The sequence below is a fragment of the Vibrio sp. 10N.239.312.C11 genome (genome assembly GCF_041466065.1).
In the GTDB taxonomy this organism is placed as follows: Bacteria; Pseudomonadota; Gammaproteobacteria; order Enterobacterales; family Vibrionaceae; genus Vibrio; species Vibrio tasmaniensis_A.
In genome coordinates, this window is record NZ_JBFSRZ010000001.1 from 51089 (window position 1) to 67230 (window position 16142).

Sequence of the window (16142 nt, forward strand, 5' to 3'; positions counted from 1 at the left end):
GAAAAACAAAAAGCCCCTGTAAGAGTGCTTACAGGGGCTTTAATTCAAGCTTTAATCTTGGTTCTTAAGTACAAGACTTAAGAAACTTCGATTGGACCACCGAATGAAGTTACTGGAGGCAGTTTGCCTTGGAACTTCTCGAAGTTAACCAAACATGTGTTTGCTGACGTTGCTTGAGCAAGTTCAGACGTACCGATGTCTTGAGTTAGTGTGTTTGGATCGCCGTATGTATCTAGCGCCCCCACTTTCTCGTTGATCGGGCCATACCAAGCGCCTTCTTCGATACGAACAACACCAGGTGCGTAGCTATCCATTAGAACAGCACCTGCTAGTAGTTGACCACGGTCATTGAACACACGTACTACGTCGCCATCTTTGATGCCTTTCTTCTTAGCATCGATTGGGTTGATGTAGATTGGCTCACGGCCTTGTACCGCGTAAGTCGCACGCCACTCTTCAGATTCACACATCTGAGAGTGAAGACGCTTGTCTGGGTGACAAGATTGTAGCCAGTACGGATGTTTGTCAGAGCCTGGACCACCGTGTGAACGTTCAGATTTCTCAAACCACATAGGGTGTTCTTGACAGTGCTCGTAACCCATGTTGCCAACAGTACGGCTTGTGATTTCGATGAAACCAGAAGGCGTACCTAGTGCGTTGATCTCTGGATCTTCACGGAATGAAGCGTGACGAGTCCATGGCTTACCTTTACCGAAGTCTAGGAAACCTTTCTCCCAGAACTCAGCAAACTCAGGCATTTCGAAGCTGCCTTCGTTTGATGCACGACATTCGTCATACAGAGATTTAACCCACTGCATTTCGTCCATACCACGCGTATAATCGTCGTAACGACCCCAACGCTTAGTTAGGCTAGACATAATCTCGAAGTCAGTTTTAGACTGGAACAGAGGATCGACTAGTTTGTGCATCGCGATCAAACCACGACCAGAGTACGCGCCGTAACCATCAATATCGTTACGTTCCCACTGAGTACATGCAGGAAGCACGATATCAGAGTGACGACAAGTTGCAGTCCAAGCGAAATCAACAGCCACTACAGTTTGTAGGCTCTTGAATGCTTTACGCATCTTGTTGCGATCTTGGTGGTGGTGCCACGGGTTATTACCACTGAATACCATCATCTTGATATCCGGTAGTGTAACCGTTGAACCGTTCGCTTTGATCTTCTTACCTGGCTCTAGCAAGCTATCTACCCAACGAGCAACAGGGATTACACGGCTGTAACCGTTGTAATCAGTGTTAGTGTGCTTAGGCGATTGACCTTGGTCGATGTTCAACGGGAATGAACCCGGAGCAGCGAAGCCAGTTGAAGAAACACCGATACCAGAGTAATGGTGACCGTAAGAGATACCACCGCCAGGTAGACCGATTTGGCCAACCATTGCTGCGATAACGGCACACATCCAGTAAGGCTGCTCACCGTGTTGTTGACGTTGGATACTCCAACCGACAAGAATCTGCGTACGACCGTTAACCAGCATCTTAGCGAATTCACGGATAGAGTCCGCGCTTGCACCACAGATAGCCGAAGCCCACTCAGGTGTCTTCTCAACTTTATCTTTCGTTTCACCTTGAACGTACTTGATAAAGTCTTCAAAACCTAGACAGTAAGTTTCGATGAACTTCTTGTCGTATAGATCTTCGTTGTAAAGAACGTGAGCAACACCAAGCATGAACGCCACATCAGTTTGTGGGTTGATGTACATTTGCTCGTTTTCTAGGTAACGGCCTGTTTTGTTTTTAACAGGGTCAACAGAAACAACGTTGATCTCTTTCTTAGCAACTTTTTCTTTCAGCTGTTCTAAGTATGCGAATGACTCGTGAGTCTCACATGTCCAACCTACTTGCAGGTTTTTAACTGGATCGTTACCCCAAAGAACAATGTTGTCACTGTTTTCTAGGATAAGTTCCCAAGATGTACCTTGTGCGTAAACTTCAGTAGAACCTAGCACGTAAGGCATGATCGTTTGACCAGCACCTGTTGAGTAGTCACCGATTTTCTTCACAGAGTAACCGTGAAGTGCCATTGCACGTTGCATATGGTTAGTACAGCTGTGGAACTGACCCGTTTGTCTCCACCCAGTTTGACCTGTGTGAAGCGCCCATGGACCGTAATCTTTCTGTACGCGCTCTAGTTCGCGGTAAACAAGGTCTAGTGCCTCATCCCAAGTCACACGAATAAAACGGTTGTTACCACGCGTGTCTGCGCTGTATTTATGCTTCTTCAACCAATCTAGGCGAACCATTGGGTAACGCACACGTGATGGGCTGTAGATAATACCTTTAATACCTTTCAACATCTCAGTTGGGTGTTGATCGATTTCTAGAGGTTTAATCTCTTGTACTTTACCCGCATAAACGCGAGCTCGAAATGCACCCCAGTGAGAACCAGAGACTTTCCACGCGCCGTCTGTTTCTGCTGCAGACACTGATGCCGACGCCAATAAGCTTGGACCGATAACCGATGCCGCACTTGTAGTCGCGACACCTTTCAGAAAACTTCTTCTTGTAATTGCCATTGTGTTACTCCAATTGACGTCTTATTAGTGATGGCCTTCAGAAAAATCTGATGAGTGCTTCTGTAGATACTTAAGAACAAGTGCTTCTGTATCTGTATCGAAGTTAACGAATGCAATCATACCATCTAACATGCCTACCCAACCGTTAGCGCTGAAGTGAGCTTCATCTGGCTGTGAGTGACACGTTGAACAGTTAGATTGGTACGCTTGACCCGCTGCGTTCCAGATTGGATCGAAGTTATCAACCATAGACTCTTTCTTCATCCAAAGTGCTAGGTTAACTTCTTCCCATGGAAGGCCAGTAAGCTCATCTTCTTTCTTCTCACCAACAGTGATAACGTCACTTTGAGATACTTCTTTGGTCAAGATTGCAGTTGAGATATTCATACCGAAGTCTTCTTGGATTACACGTCCGAAACCTTTCGCTTTACGCCAACCATCGATTTGAATCTTGATCATGTCGCCTTTTTCGTCGATAACCGCAACTTTACTTGCAGGGCTGAGTAGACCCGCTTCAACTGTTGCTGTTTCATCTGTGTACATTGGTAGGTGACGAATAGAGATCACGTCAGAACCATTTGCGTAAGATGTGCTGCTTGCTACATTTTCTAGCTCGCCAACAATACCGCTTGCTGATGCCATATCCATTGGAAGGTTGTGAGCAATACCTTTGTGACAGTCAACACAGCTTTGATCACGTTCTGCTGCATTCTTCATCTGGATACGCGCTGTTGGGCGCATGTTCTCGAAGTCCATTGAATCGTAGTTGTGACAGTTTTTACACTCTAGAGATTTGTTCGAAGAGAAACGATCCCATTCGTGTTTAGCCAGTTCGATACGACGAGCTTCGAATTTCTCAGGTGTATCTAGGTCACCAAATACTTGAGCAAATACTTCTTTAGATGCTTGCATCTTACGAGCGATTTTTGCTGTCCATTCATGTGGAACGTGACAGTCAGGACAAGTAGCACGTACACCAGAAGTGTTTTTCCAGTGAACCGTTTCTTGTAGCTCTACGTAAACATTGTCACGCATGGTGTGACAACTTACACAGAACTCTTCTGTATTTGTGTGCTCTAGAGCTGTGTTAAAACCGCCCCAGAAAATAACACCGGCGATAAAGCCACCCATAGTTAGTACACCAAGACTGATGTGTACTGCAGGGCGAGTCATTGTGCGCCATAATTTAACTAAAAATGATTTCATGTTTAGCTCTCTTAAATATTGATTTTAAAAAATGTTGTTACTAGAGGGCATTACATGCCGCCGTGAGCACCAGGAGGTCCGAATACAAACACTTGCAGTGCCCAAACTAGGAAGCCGTAACCGCCTACAAAAGCCACACTTAATATTGGAAAGAGAACCACCGCAATGAAGAGGAAAGACTTCCACTCCAACGAGCGTTTTTCGCCAGTTTCAATTTTATTAACATCACTCATACATTTTGCCTATTTTGTATTTAGTAATTTCGAGTAACCCATTCTATGGGGCTAAAGTTCTTGAGTATCTAACAACAAATTTTAGACCATACACAAAGTAGGGTTCAATCAAATCCCCCGTTATAACCCTTGCTAATCAATACTTTTTTGAGGTCATCCAAACTTGTTTTCAGTTAAACAAAGTTATTAAAAAGTATTAACAAATGTGAAGAATTAAGTATATTTCACAAATGTTAAAAACCAACATATACGCAACCATCTGACAACCAATTTTAACTTTTTACCTACTAAGTAGTAGCTAAAAAAGCCTCAAACAACCACTATTTTGTGTTTTGTTTGTTAAATTATTGATCATTTTTAGAATTGGCGACTTTACAGGTGAAATGCATCATTTGGCACTTTCAGATATGATGGAGACCACTTAAAAGGAATCATTATGCAAGACGTTATTGATATATCTTGGTGGCAGTTATTGTTCTTCAGCTCACTTCTCTTGCTACCCATTACCATCAACTACAAGTTAAAACTCGGCCTTGGCAAAGAGGCTTCTGTCAGCATAATCCGTATGGTTATTCAGCTATTTCTAGTGGGACTTTACCTAGAATACTTGTTCACCTTAAATAGCTTATGGGTCAATTTACTGTGGCTATTTGCAATGATCATCGTTGGGGCAAGCTCAATTGTTGAAAAATCTAGGCTCTCCAAAAACCTACTTTTAGGTCCTATAGCCGTTAGCCTTGCTGTAACTTGTGTACCTATTGTCTTGTTTATCTGCTTTTTCATCATTAAACCGACACCGGTTTTTAACGCACAGTACCTTATCCCTATTGCAGGGATGCTGTTAGGTAATAGCTTAAGCAGTAATATCGTGGCATTGCAGAACTTGTTTGGGGCTTTTGAAACGCAGAAATCAGAGTACGAAGCGGCTATCGCTTTGGGCGCATCTCCTTCCTATGCAGCCGCGCCTTTTGTTCGTAATGCGATACAGAAGGCGATGTCACCAATTATGGCCTCTATGGCAACTACAGGCTTAGTCACGCTACCGGGAATGATGACAGGACAGATCTTAGGAGGTGCATCACCGATGATTGCGATTAAGTATCAGTTGATGATCATGTTAGCTATCTTCGTGATGATGAGCTGCTCTTTAGCACTTGCACTTCAGCTCTCATTGAAGACATCTCTTACTAAAGAAGGCCGAGTTCTCGCGCAAATACAGCCTTCGAAATAGCCTCCCTACCCCACTTAGATCTGGTTACTCACTGAATTTGAGACAGGTTATCCACAGAAATTGTGGATAACCAAATCAATATAGATCCTTTTTTGTCCATTCCCACCTAGGGAAAGATCATTACCTTTGATCTTTGGGTGTTTTCAAAGACATATACACACACGGTGATCATCGCTATTGAGCGTTCACATGATAATTTAAGAAATGAATAAGTAGGTTTTCCACAAATAAAAACGGCCTGCAATGCAGACCGTCTTTTAAATGTCATAAGTCAGTTCAGTGTTTTCACTGAGTCCAAGTTACCCAGTTAACTCGTAAACTGGATTAACCGCGTAATCGGAATTAATCACGAAACCTTTGCTTGGTGGATCACGCCACCCTTATTAGTCACGTAGGTAGATCAACCAGTACCACATACCAACAAAGATACCACCGCCAATGATGTTACCAATGGTAACGGGCAGCAAGTTGTTCATCAAAAAGTCCATCATGTTCAGATCAACGTAGTCCGCAGGGTTAGCGCCTGTCATTGTCCAAAATTCTGCGGGAGCAAATGTTTTGATACCGATAGCTAAAGGGACTTGGAACATGTTGGCAATACAGTGCTCAAAACCGGCTGATACGAACATCGCCACAGGTAAAATCATAACTGCGATTTTGTCAGTCAGTGTACGTCCACTAAACGTCATCCATACCGCGATACAAACCAACACATTACACATGATGCCAAGCGCGATAGCTTGGATAAAATCATGGTGCATTTTGTGTTGGGAAATCGCCATGGCATTCAAACCCACTTGCCCATGATCGAACATGTACTGTTTAGTCAGAAGCATACAGGCCACCAGCAGCAATGCACCAATTAAGTTACCGACATAAACCGTGGTCCAGTTCTTAACTAATGTACGCCAGGTAATCTTGCCACTTGCGCGAGCAACAAGCGTCAACACCGAGCTGGTAAACAGTTCACCACCAGTAACAACAACAAGGATTAATCCTAAGCTAAAAGCTAGACCACCCAATAAGCGAGTAATACCCCACGGTAAATCACCAGCGCCGGTAGTCACGATTGTGTAGAACACAAACGCGATACCAATATGTATGCCAGCAGAAATCGCTAGGAGAAAAGATTTGATTGGATCTTTGGTTGCTTTACCTACGCCAATATCTGCAGCGCGCTCAGCCATTTGTGGCGGTAATAATGAGTCGAATTGGTTTAGATTCATGATGATTTACATTTTGAAACATGTCGTCGGGAGCGCGATAATCCTCTCTTTCATTTCTGAATTCAAGAGCTATTTTAGGTTCAAAATGCCTCTCACAGCCTTGTTGAAAGCAAATAGTCCGAGTTATTCCAAATTCATACGACTTTAGTAGTAAAAAGAAAACTCTGCTGAATGATTAGTTATCAGCATAGAAATTGACACACCTATAAATATCAACAAGTTACGTTAAAACCAAAAGAATAACGTACACTAAAATGGCTCACTGAGCGCTTTTATTTCTAGATTTTGACATAGATCAACAGAACGTAAAAAAGCGCCCTTAGGCGCTTTTAACTCAATCACAAATAAAGAAATTAGTGATGCTAAACCGAAGGTTCAACCATTTCTTCTAATGATTGTTCGAGAGATGCATCCTCTAGGCTAGATTCAATACTAGGAACAATCACATCAGAGTCACTTTCGCTGGCAACTTTACCACCTAAGCTTTTCAAACTATCCACTAACTCTTCTAGGCTCTTTATATGAGCATCACTCTTGGTAACCTGATCATCTAACAATTGGTTGTGCTTGGTCGCTTCAACCAATTTCTGTGATTGTTTCTGATTCTCAATTTCTAACTTAGCGAGTCGCTCAGTCAAAGTTTTAATCTCCGACTTTAATGACGCCGTCATGTCTGAGCCTTTCAGCGCTTTAACACTCGCTACAATTTTTTGAGACTGAAGACGCAATACAACATCACGGTGATCTTCATCATTAACCACTCGTGAAATGCTCAATAACTGGTTCTCTGCATTCAAAACCGACTGTTCGAACTGGTCGCCTTTTACGCTCGCCAGCACTTTGACTTCATGAGCAACACTGCGTACGTGGTTTAATTCGAACTCCGCAGCGTGAACTGCGTCTTCAATGATCGACTTTTCACGGGGACTGGCTTTCACTTGGCTTTCTGCCAAAGCAATTTGAGATGCCGCTTTAGCAAACGTCAGTGGAACAACGTCATCGAAATCTTCATCTTCCAAGAACTCCAACTCATCCTTCAAAGGTTCGATGTACTTCTTGTGGGCCACTTTAACTTCTAACAAACTCGCGTTATTAAGAAACTCTACCTGTGCTTCCTGAGCATCTTCAAGTTCGTCGACCAGCACATACTCAAACAGCTCGCTGTATTCTGAATACAAGCGCTTGTAGCTCGATGCAAACATAGTGTCGGCACCAAGAAACTTTAAGTAATCCATTTGCACTATCGAGTCGGCTAATACTCTGTCAGCCTTTTCCTTTAGCACTAAGATCGAGTCATAATTTGATCGAATCAACGCGATTTTTTTATCAAAGGCTTCAGCGTAAGTTAATGTCGAAAAAATCGAGTAACTCTTGGTTAACCGTGTTTGATCTTTCAGTAAGTCCGCATAAATGCTTTCAGCATCATCCCAAGCGTCTAATAGTTCATTGTAATTCTCTGGAGCATAGAGAGACAATTGAGCGTGTTCTTCAAGCTTAGCCTCCCACTCGGAGTAAACACTTTGGACAGACTGAAATGAACGGACCTCTACTGTTGATTCATTGTCATTTGTGGTTTGGTTCGCGCCTGTCTGCTCTGAGGGTGTACTTTGACAACCTGAGATAGCAAATAGCATACTGATCGTTAATGCTACTTTGTTCACTCTCACTGATGCGTTTCCTTTTTATACAATATTAGCTGGATGCAATATATTTCTAGTAACACAATATATTACAACCACTTCCCAATAAACATCGTTCAGAATTTAAGTGGCTGCAAATCACGCAATCTAACTAAAATAAACCCACCATACGACGATTAATCATTCAATTTGGTATCACTTATCAATTCTATTTATTTGCTATTGCTTGAGCCGTGAATGCGCACTAAGGTGAAGGTAGAGAACGTTATGAATATATAGGTTAATTATGAAGTACAACGCTGAACATATTGCTGATTTAAACCTCCTTCTTCAATTTGATGTAAGTAGCGCCGCTACTGGAATTAAAGTTCATCAAGAGGCTGCTCAAGAAACTCAAGACGCTGTTAAGCGCCTATTCGAAAAGAATCTTTGCACTCAGCCAGACGGTGGTTACCTAACAGATGAAGGTATCCAGATGGCAGAGCGCGCAGACAAGTTACTTCGCGTACTGAACTAAAACTCCACGGTTCTAGTAAAAACTCCACTCGCTTCGGCCGTGGAGTTTTTTCATTTTTGGGCAAAGGTTTGTTAGGCTTATTGTAAATTCGTCATTTGCAGTTGTGAGGAACACATGGCTTCTATATTTATTGTTGGTGCAGGATGGGTCGGTGCACCTTTATCTGAACATTTAGAAAAACATGATAACCAAGTCGTCGTGACGAAGACTACCCAAGCAGGCGCTGACGCTATTGGCAACGAACGCATTCCTTGTGAAGTATTCAGTTTTGATGCAATACAACCTGAACGCTCTATTGGCCAACTCTACTCACTCCTATTGGAAAACAATACTGAGATAGTGATTGGTAGCTTTCCTCCAGGCTTTAGAAAGGGAGCAGGACAAGAGTACGCCGACTACTGGCAACAACTGACCAGGGCTTGCCAGAAGGCTAACGTGAAAAAGCTCATTATGGTCAGTTCAACAACCGTATACCCAACTAAACCTGGCGTATTGAACGAACTGGATGCTTCACTCCCCCTTTCAACCTCAGGCAACGAGCTCGCGTCTTCATTCACCGATAGCGCGAGAGTGATGCTGCGAGCGGAACAATCAGTGATTGATTCAGGCATCGACTACACCATTCTTCGCTTCAGTGGATTAATTGGCCCGAACCGTCACCCATCGAGGTTTGCAAGTAAATTGAAGCAGGTTAGTACTCAAGCTCCTGCCAACATGCTTCACCTTAACGACGCGATTGGCGCAGTCGATTTCGCTATCAGTCAACTGCACAACGAAGTGGTCAACGTCACCACACCGAATACGGTGAGCAAAGCAGAGTTCTATGCCGCAGCACTAAAAAGTGCCAATAGCAGCGAACCACTTCCCCCTCTTGTCGATACACCAGACAAACTGATCTCTTCGAAAAAGATTCTCGACTTAGGTTACTCGTTTAAATTCGAATCCACACTGGACGCACTTCATGACTGAGCAATCTACAGCTAAGAGAAATCCCAATATAAAACTGCATCGCTCAGTCGACACCCTTTGGAACTTTATGTCTATGGGTCACAAGGTTACGCCTTCAGACTGTATTTTTGTATTGTGTAGCAACGATACTCGCGTCGCTGAATATGCAGCCGAGCTTTATCACCAAAAGATAGCGCCTTACATCGTTTTTTCTGGTGGTGTGGGACGTTTTACAGAAGGAAGCTTTGAGCGTTCAGAAGCAGAAACGTTCGCTTCTATCGCACGAGACTGTGGTGTGCCTAACTTAGACATTATCATTGAGAAGCACGCGACAAACACTGGGGAAAATGTACGGTTTACCTACGAGCTACTGGATCAGCGAGGATTATCACCTAAACGGCTGACCCTAATTCAGAAGCCCTTTATGGAGAAACGCACTTACGCAACGTTCTGTAAGCAATGGCCTGACGAAACTTCCGAGATAACAGTGACATCACGATGGCAGAATTGGGATGATTACTTTAACGAAGAGTTGCCGTTAGACATGGTGTTAGGTGCATTGATTGCTGATTATGAGCGAATCAAATCCTACCCCGCTCAGGGCTTTCAAATTGAGATGCCCATCCCTGACGACGTTGACCATGCCTATCAAGCATTAAAGAGGCTCGGTTTCGAATAAAGCAAAAGATCGACTAAGAATAAAATAGAAGCTCGGCTTGGAATAAAACAAAAGCTCGGCTCAATAAACAAAAACGGTGACACTAGGTCACCGTTTTCTAATTTGAACGCTATTGGTTTTAGCAATGCCGACTTGTAGGCTGCTTATTTACCTAACGCTTCTTTATAATGTAAACGGCAAGCCGAAACATATTGGTCATTGCCACCAATAGCGACTTGGTCACCTTCAGCAATTGCCACACCGTGCTCATCTGTACGAATTACCATATTGGCCTTACGGCCACAGTGGCAAATTGTTTTAAGTTCTACTAATTTGTCAGCCCAAGACAACAAGTAGCGGCTACCTTCAAATAATTCACCCAAGAAGTCAGTGCGCAAACCGTAACAAAGTACAGGGATGTGCAGCTTATCAACCACTTCTGTTAGTTGGTAAACCTGCTCTTTCGACAAAAACTGACACTCATCGATCAATACACAATGACGCTTTTCTTCTTCGTTGAGTTTTTGAATTGCCTCAAACATATTGGTGTCGTTTTTAAACAATTGAGCTTCAGATTGAAGACCAATTCGTGAACTCACTTTACCGATACCATAGCGATCATCTAATGCAGCCGTAAAGATCACTGGTGTCATACCACGTTCTTGGTAGTTGAATGAAGATTGAAGAAGCGTTGTTGATTTACCCGCGTTCATTGCCGAGTAATAAAAATACATCTGAGCCACAGAAATATTCCTGTTAATTAAAAGTTGAAGATAAAAAGGTGAAATTAGAGAATTTTTGCTAGAAAAAAGGGCTGAAAATCAGCCCTTTTTATAAGATTTACTTACGACGCCAAGTCGTACCTTCTGGACCATCTTCCAGAACAATACCTAGCTCGTTCAGCTTATCACGTGCAAGATCGGCATTTGCCCAATCCTTCGAAGCGCGAGAGTCATTACGTAGCTTAACTAGGCCTTCGATTTCAGCGACTTCGTCATCGTTACCGGCTGCATCGCCTTGCAAGAAAGCTTCTGGATCTTGGTGAAGAATACCGATGATGTCTGCCAGTTCACGCATCAACGCACCTAGTGCACTTGCTTTTTCTATGCTTTCAGTCTTGATACGGTTGATTTCACGAGCCATTTCAAACAGCACTGAATAAGCTTCAGGTGTGTTGAAATCATCGTTCATCGCTGTAGAGAAACGAGTCACATACTCTTCACCACCAGCAGGGGCTGCGGTAACGTCTAGACCACGAAGTGATGTATAGAGACGTTCAAGTGATGCACGAGCCTGATTTAGGTTATCTTCGCTGTAGTTTAGTTGGCTACGGTAGTGACCAGACATTAGGAAGTAACGAACTGTCTCTGCATCGTAATGCTGAAGTACGTCACGGATAGTGAAAAAGTTACCCAGTGACTTAGACATTTTTTCTCTGTCTACCATCACCATGCCACTGTGCATCCAAGTATTCACATACTGGGTGCCATGTGCGCAGCAAGATTGTGCGATTTCGTTCTCGTGGTGCGGGAACTGTAGATCCGAACCACCACCATGAATATCGAAGTGATTGCCAAGAATAGACGAGTTCATTGCTGAACATTCGATGTGCCAACCTGGACGACCTGGCCCCCATGGCGATTCCCACGTCGGCTCACCAGGCTTAGACATCTTCCAAAGAACAAAGTCTAACGGGCTACGTTTTGCAGAATCGATGTCAACACGGGCGCCAGCTTGAAGCTGCTCAAGATCTTGCTTAGAAAGCTTACCGTATTCGTCAAACTTCTTAACTTCGAACATCACGTCACCGTTGCTTGCAACGTAAGCAAAGCCACGTTGAATTAGCTTTTCTACTAACTCAATGATCTCTGTGATGAATTCAGTCGCACGAGGCTCGACATCTGGGCGTTTCATGTTCAATGCATCGAAGTCCGCGTGCATTTCACCGATCAGACGCTCAGTCAGAGAGTCACAAGACTCGCCGTTTTCATTAGCGCGCTTGATGATTTTGTCATCGATATCAGTGATATTACGAACGAAATTCAAATCGTAACCAAGGTAACGCAGGTAACGAGTTACCACGTCAAATGAAACGAACGTACGGCCATGACCAATATGACAGAGATCGTATATGGTTACCCCACAGACATACATACCGACTTTGCCAGCTGTAATTGGTTTGAATTCCTCTTTCTGTCTTGTGAGCGTGTTATATATCTTCAGCATGATCTCTATCTATTTTATGGATTAATCAAAAATAAGATCGCAGTATAACAAGTCATACCTTAATAGGTAATCCCCCAAAGCAGGAATTACCTCAAACATCCGAGTTAAGTTAATGATTTGGTGATTTGAAAGTCCGCCAACATGCGCTAGAATTCGAACTTCATATTAAAAAGACAGTAAGGTAACAATCATGATCATCCTTCACACAAATTTTGGTGACATCAAAGTCCAACTTAACGAAGAAAAAGCACCAGAAACAAGCGCAAACTTCCTACAGTATTGCCGTGACGGTTTTTACGACAACACGCTATTCCACCGTGTTATCGATGGTTTCATGGTTCAAGGCGGCGGCATGACTTCTGGCCTTAAAGAAAAAACAACTCGCGCGACTATCAAGAACGAAGCAAACAACGGCCTAGCGAACAAAGTGGGTACGCTAGCAATGGCTCGTACTATGGAACCGCATTCAGCGAGCTCTCAGTTCTTCATCAACGTTAACGACAACTCTTTCCTAAACTTCCGTAGCGAAAGCCTAGACGGTTGGGGCTACTGTGTATTCGCAGAAGTTGTTGAAGGCATGGACATCGTAAACAAGATCAAAGGTGTTAGCACTGGTTCTATGGGTATGCACCAAGACGTACCTCTAGAAGAAGTGATCATCACTGGTACTACAATCGAAGCTTAATCACTTGCTTTCGGTTAGTATTAATAATTGATGAGCCGATAAAATCAGGATATAGGGAGCGAATCGCTCCCTTTTTTTAGACCTATGAAAACATATTTTATATCAGATCTACACCTTGCTCCGTCGCGACAAGACATCACAGACTGCTTCTTAACCTTCATGAAGAACGAGGCCGTAGAAGCGGATGCACTCTACGTGTTGGGTGATCTTTTCGAATTCTGGATTGGTGACGACGATACAAGCGAGTTCGCGAATTCAATTCGCCAAACGTTTATAGACTTAGTTAACACTGGCGTACCTTGTTATTTCACACAAGGCAATCGGGACTTTTTAGTTGGCAAAAAATTTGCGAAACAAACAGGCGTACAGCTTCTAGATGAAGTTTCTACTATCGATATCTACGGACAAAAAGCAGTGGTATTGCATGGTGATACTCTGTGTACCGAAGATATAAAGTACCTCGCCTTTCGTGAAAAAGTTCATCAGCCCTGGTTACAATGGGTCTTTAATAGAATTCCATTTTTTATCAAAAAGAAAATTGTCTCCAAGGTTCAGTCTGATATCAAAGATGATAAGCAGACAAAGTCACTCGACATCATGGATGTAACACAGCAAGAAGTCGACAATGTGATGAAACAACACAACGTCGATTTGATGATCCACGGTCATACTCACCGTCCAGACATACACTCCTTCAGTGCTAACAATTGCACTAAAACCCGTATCGTACTGGGTGATTGGTATACCCAAGGATCAGTTCTGGTGTTCACTCCGCAAAGTTTTGAACTACAGAATCGCGAGTTTAGCAATCGCTTTTAGCATCACGCTTAAACTTTCACTTTTATTATTATCATCGGTCAGATTTTCTTCACTTGTATATGGTAATTTCTCCTGAATTAGCTATTATTTGTCTATCAAAAATAAACCGAACACAGTACCAAGTTGAAATATTCATACGTAGCGCGTCAACCAATACTCGATGCAGACAAGAAGACCATAGGTTACGAGTTGCTATTTAGGGATGGTCCTAAGAACACTTTCCCTGAAGTAGAGCCGGAGCTCGCTACTAGCCGTTTGCTTTCCGACCACTTCTTATCTACCCACTATAATACATTGGGCGATAAGCTTGGATTCGTTAATTTTCCATATGCAAGCTTGGTTAACCTAGTCCCGACTCTATTTCCGAAAGAGAGCTTAGTTGTCGAGGTACTGGAAGACTGTGAGCCAACAGACGAACTGCTAGAAGCCATCATCACAATTTATGATGCGGGTTACACGATCGCGTTAGATGACTTTGTGCCTAGCAAAGCATGGAAACGCTTCTTACCTTACGTATCAATTATCAAATTCGACATACGTTTGATCTCAATCGCTAAAGCTGCGATGTTCATGAACACTCTGAAAGACTTGAATATCGAGTTTCTAGCGGAGAAAGTAGAAACTCACGAAGAATACCAAGAAGCAATCCAAGCCGGGTTTAACTATTTTCAAGGCTACTTTTTCAGTAAGCCGGAGATGATCCAAACTCGCGCATTAAACCCTGCTTTTTTAACCATTGTTCAACTGTTGAAAGAGATTGCCAACGATCCTATCAACTTTGCCGAAGTAGAGCGTTTGATTACCCTTGATATGACTATGTCGTATAAGCTGCTCTCTTACGTAAACTCCGCTGGTGGCTCATCAACACCGATTCGTTCATTCCACCAAGCGCTTGTTTATCTTGGTGAACAAAAACTACGTAAGCTAGTGTCACTGGTTGCTATCGCATCCGCGAAAGAAGATAAACCAGACTCACTTTATGGTTTAGCCGTGATACGCGCGCGCCAATGTGAACTGTTGGTCGAGAAAATGAACGTTAAGGTTGAGCCCGGGCAAGCCTTTTTAACTGGCATGTTCTCGCTGCTCGACTCCCTATTCGATCTGCCGTTAGTAAAAGTACTGGACTCGGTGCCGATCGATGATGAGATTAAACAAGCCTTGATTCAACGTAAAGGCGTATTAGGTGCCATTTTGGCGATGGTCATAGCTTATGAACAAGCTCGCTGGGATGAAGCAACGCGCATTCGTAAACTGCTCAAACTCAACGAAGCAGAGCTAGGTCAAGCTTATGACGAAGCAACTTCTTGGGCCCAAGACCTGCTGTCTCCTACTTTGAAATAGTTCACATCACACAGCTACTTCAATCGAAACTCAGCTTTGGTGAGCAGTCGTTTCTTGATAAACTCCAACACATTCATTTATGGCCTCTTAACAGAGGCCATTTTTACAGGATTTGACCATGTCTTTATGCCCATGCGGTAGCAAAAATACTTACCAACAGTGCTGTAAATCAGCACACCTTAACCACAGTGCCGTTGAAACACCCGAGCAATTGATGCGCTCACGTTATTCTGCACATGTACTTGGTTTGGTGGATTATGTTGTTGCGACTTACCACCCTAGCTGCAACGCAGAAGCGCAAAGAGAAGGTATTGCCGAATCTATCAACAGTGATTGGGCAGGACTAGAAGTCATCGATACTGCGGTAGGCTCGCACCAAGACGAAGGCTTTGTTGAGTTTAAAGCTTACTTCAATGAAGAAGGCGCACAATACTGCATGCAAGAACGCTCTCGCTTTATACGTGAAGACGGTCTTTGGTACTACATTGATGGTACCTTCCCAGAGCAGGAACAAACTACACAACCAGAAATTGACCCACGCTTAAATCAAACCGTTGAGAGCTTTAAAATCGGCCGTAATGATCCGTGTATTTGTGGCAGTGGTAAGAAATACAAGAAGTGCTGCGGGTAACTCGTTCGACTAAGAAGTCAGATTAAGAGAAGAGATTCCTGATGTCGCTTAGGCTCCTCGGAATGACGCAAAGTCAGAGGTTAGAAAAGTGACGTAGGGCTTAGAAATCTTGAAATCTTGAAATCTTGAAATCTTGAAATCTTGAAATCTTGAAAATTAAAAAACTAAAAAGCCCCGTAAACATGTTTGTTTGCGGGGCTTTTGCCTGTCTTTTACGCGGTTCTATTAATCTAAAGAGAGC

The 16142-nt window shown here is 43.2% G+C and carries 15 protein-coding genes; 8 read left to right on the plus strand and 7 right to left on the minus strand.

What is annotated here, in order from left to right; translation table 11 throughout:
* Positions 1 to 77: 77 nt before the first annotated feature.
* Genes torA through torE form a run of 3 tightly spaced genes read right to left on the minus strand, consistent with a single transcriptional unit; the run spans position 78 to position 3979 of the window.
* The gene (torA, locus tag AB6D07_RS00235; RefSeq protein WP_017100089.1) at positions 78 to 2540 is read right to left on the minus strand and encodes a trimethylamine-N-oxide reductase TorA; all 2463 of its coding nucleotides are present in this window, start codon (positions 2538 to 2540) and stop codon (positions 78 to 80) included.
* A 24-nt stretch (positions 2541 to 2564) separates the two neighbouring features.
* Positions 2565 to 3746, minus strand: coding sequence for a pentaheme c-type cytochrome TorC (torC, locus tag AB6D07_RS00240; RefSeq protein WP_009848788.1), 1182 nt, complete (start codon positions 3744 to 3746; stop codon positions 2565 to 2567).
* Positions 3747 to 3796: 50 nt separating this feature from the next.
* Positions 3797 to 3979: a trimethylamine N-oxide reductase system protein TorE gene (gene torE / locus AB6D07_RS00245; RefSeq protein WP_008222628.1), complete on the minus strand. Its 183-nt coding sequence runs from the start codon at positions 3977 to 3979 to the stop codon at positions 3797 to 3799.
* 436 nt (positions 3980 to 4415) lie between these two features.
* On the opposite strand from torE, the gene AB6D07_RS00250 reads away from it, so the two are divergent.
* Positions 4416 to 5210, plus strand: coding sequence for an ABC transporter permease (locus tag AB6D07_RS00250; protein ID WP_017100090.1), 795 nt, complete (start codon positions 4416 to 4418; stop codon positions 5208 to 5210).
* Positions 5211 to 5593: 383 nt separating this feature from the next.
* Here AB6D07_RS00250 and focA read toward each other — a convergent pair whose 3' ends face one another.
* Both focA and AB6D07_RS00260 read right to left on the minus strand, forming a co-directional pair.
* Positions 5594 to 6436 (minus strand): formate transporter FocA, encoded by an 843-nt coding sequence (focA, locus tag AB6D07_RS00255; protein WP_009848790.1) that lies wholly within the window; start codon positions 6434 to 6436, stop codon positions 5594 to 5596.
* Positions 6437 to 6798: 362 nt separating this feature from the next.
* On the minus strand, positions 6799 to 8103 hold the full coding sequence (locus AB6D07_RS00260; protein WP_017104083.1) for a hypothetical protein: 1305 nt from the start codon (positions 8101 to 8103) through the stop codon (positions 6799 to 6801).
* 259 nt (positions 8104 to 8362) lie between these two features.
* On the opposite strand from AB6D07_RS00260, the gene AB6D07_RS00265 reads away from it, so the two are divergent.
* From AB6D07_RS00265 to AB6D07_RS00275, 3 genes are all read left to right on the plus strand, one after another.
* Entirely contained in the window at positions 8363 to 8593 is a 231-nt protein-coding gene (locus AB6D07_RS00265; protein ID WP_009848792.1) for a TIGR02647 family protein, read from the plus strand.
* 114 nt (positions 8594 to 8707) lie between these two features.
* On the plus strand, positions 8708 to 9562 hold the full coding sequence (locus tag AB6D07_RS00270; RefSeq protein ID WP_017104084.1) for an NAD(P)H-binding protein: 855 nt from the start codon (positions 8708 to 8710) through the stop codon (positions 9560 to 9562).
* Positions 9555 to 10220: a YdcF family protein gene (locus tag AB6D07_RS00275; protein ID WP_017104085.1), complete on the plus strand. Its 666-nt coding sequence runs from the start codon at positions 9555 to 9557 to the stop codon at positions 10218 to 10220. Before AB6D07_RS00270 ends, AB6D07_RS00275 begins: the two co-directional genes overlap by 8 nt.
* Before the next feature lie 143 nt (positions 10221 to 10363).
* Here AB6D07_RS00275 and AB6D07_RS00280 read toward each other — a convergent pair whose 3' ends face one another.
* Positions 10364 to 10942, minus strand: coding sequence for a thymidine kinase (locus AB6D07_RS00280; RefSeq protein ID WP_009848795.1), 579 nt, complete (start codon positions 10940 to 10942; stop codon positions 10364 to 10366).
* Between the two features lie 97 nt (positions 10943 to 11039).
* Positions 11040 to 12425 (minus strand): cysteine--tRNA ligase, encoded by a 1386-nt coding sequence (gene cysS / locus AB6D07_RS00285; RefSeq protein ID WP_017104086.1) that lies wholly within the window; start codon positions 12423 to 12425, stop codon positions 11040 to 11042.
* Positions 12426 to 12615: 190 nt separating this feature from the next.
* Between cysS and AB6D07_RS00290 the strand changes: the two genes are divergently transcribed.
* The 4 genes from AB6D07_RS00290 (at position 12616) to AB6D07_RS00305 (ending at position 15901) form a co-directional block, all read left to right on the plus strand.
* Positions 12616 to 13110 carry a peptidylprolyl isomerase gene (locus tag AB6D07_RS00290; RefSeq protein WP_004734582.1) on the plus strand — a complete coding sequence of 165 codons (495 nt, stop codon included), beginning with the start codon at positions 12616 to 12618 and terminating at the stop codon, positions 13108 to 13110.
* An 84-nt stretch (positions 13111 to 13194) separates the two neighbouring features.
* On the plus strand, positions 13195 to 13929 hold the full coding sequence (lpxH, locus tag AB6D07_RS00295) for a UDP-2,3-diacylglucosamine diphosphatase (protein ID WP_017101636.1): 735 nt from the start codon (positions 13195 to 13197) through the stop codon (positions 13927 to 13929).
* Positions 13930 to 14052: 123 nt separating this feature from the next.
* Positions 14053 to 15270 (plus strand): EAL and HDOD domain-containing protein, encoded by a 1218-nt coding sequence (locus AB6D07_RS00300; RefSeq protein WP_017098162.1) that lies wholly within the window; start codon positions 14053 to 14055, stop codon positions 15268 to 15270.
* 118 nt (positions 15271 to 15388) lie between these two features.
* The gene (locus tag AB6D07_RS00305; protein ID WP_017101634.1) at positions 15389 to 15901 is read left to right on the plus strand and encodes a YchJ family protein; all 513 of its coding nucleotides are present in this window, start codon (positions 15389 to 15391) and stop codon (positions 15899 to 15901) included.
* The last annotated feature ends 241 nt before the right edge of the window (positions 15902 to 16142 follow it).

Bases quoted from the DNA above. Each gene is read 5' to 3' on its own strand.
- torA (WP_017100089.1), bottom strand. From the start codon at position 2,540: ATGGCAATTACAAGAAGAAGTTTTCTGAAAGGTGTCGCGACTACAAGT.
- torC (WP_009848788.1), bottom strand. From the start codon at position 3,746: ATGAAATCATTTTTAGTTAAATTATGGCGCACAATGACTCGCCCTGCA.
- torE (WP_008222628.1), bottom strand. From the start codon at position 3,979: ATGAGTGATGTTAATAAAATTGAAACTGGCGAAAAACGCTCGTTGGAG.
- AB6D07_RS00250 (WP_017100090.1), top strand. From the start codon at position 4,416: ATGCAAGACGTTATTGATATATCTTGGTGGCAGTTATTGTTCTTCAGC.
- focA (WP_009848790.1), bottom strand. From the start codon at position 6,436: ATGAATCTAAACCAATTCGACTCATTATTACCGCCACAAATGGCTGAG.
- AB6D07_RS00265 (WP_009848792.1), top strand. From the start codon at position 8,363: ATGAAGTACAACGCTGAACATATTGCTGATTTAAACCTCCTTCTTCAA.
- AB6D07_RS00270 (WP_017104084.1), top strand. From the start codon at position 8,708: ATGGCTTCTATATTTATTGTTGGTGCAGGATGGGTCGGTGCACCTTTA.
- AB6D07_RS00275 (WP_017104085.1), top strand. From the start codon at position 9,555: ATGACTGAGCAATCTACAGCTAAGAGAAATCCCAATATAAAACTGCAT.
- cysS (WP_017104086.1), bottom strand. From the start codon at position 12,425: ATGCTGAAGATATATAACACGCTCACAAGACAGAAAGAGGAATTCAAA.
- AB6D07_RS00290 (WP_004734582.1), top strand. From the start codon at position 12,616: ATGATCATCCTTCACACAAATTTTGGTGACATCAAAGTCCAACTTAAC.
- lpxH (WP_017101636.1), top strand. From the start codon at position 13,195: ATGAAAACATATTTTATATCAGATCTACACCTTGCTCCGTCGCGACAA.
- AB6D07_RS00305 (WP_017101634.1), top strand. From the start codon at position 15,389: ATGTCTTTATGCCCATGCGGTAGCAAAAATACTTACCAACAGTGCTGT.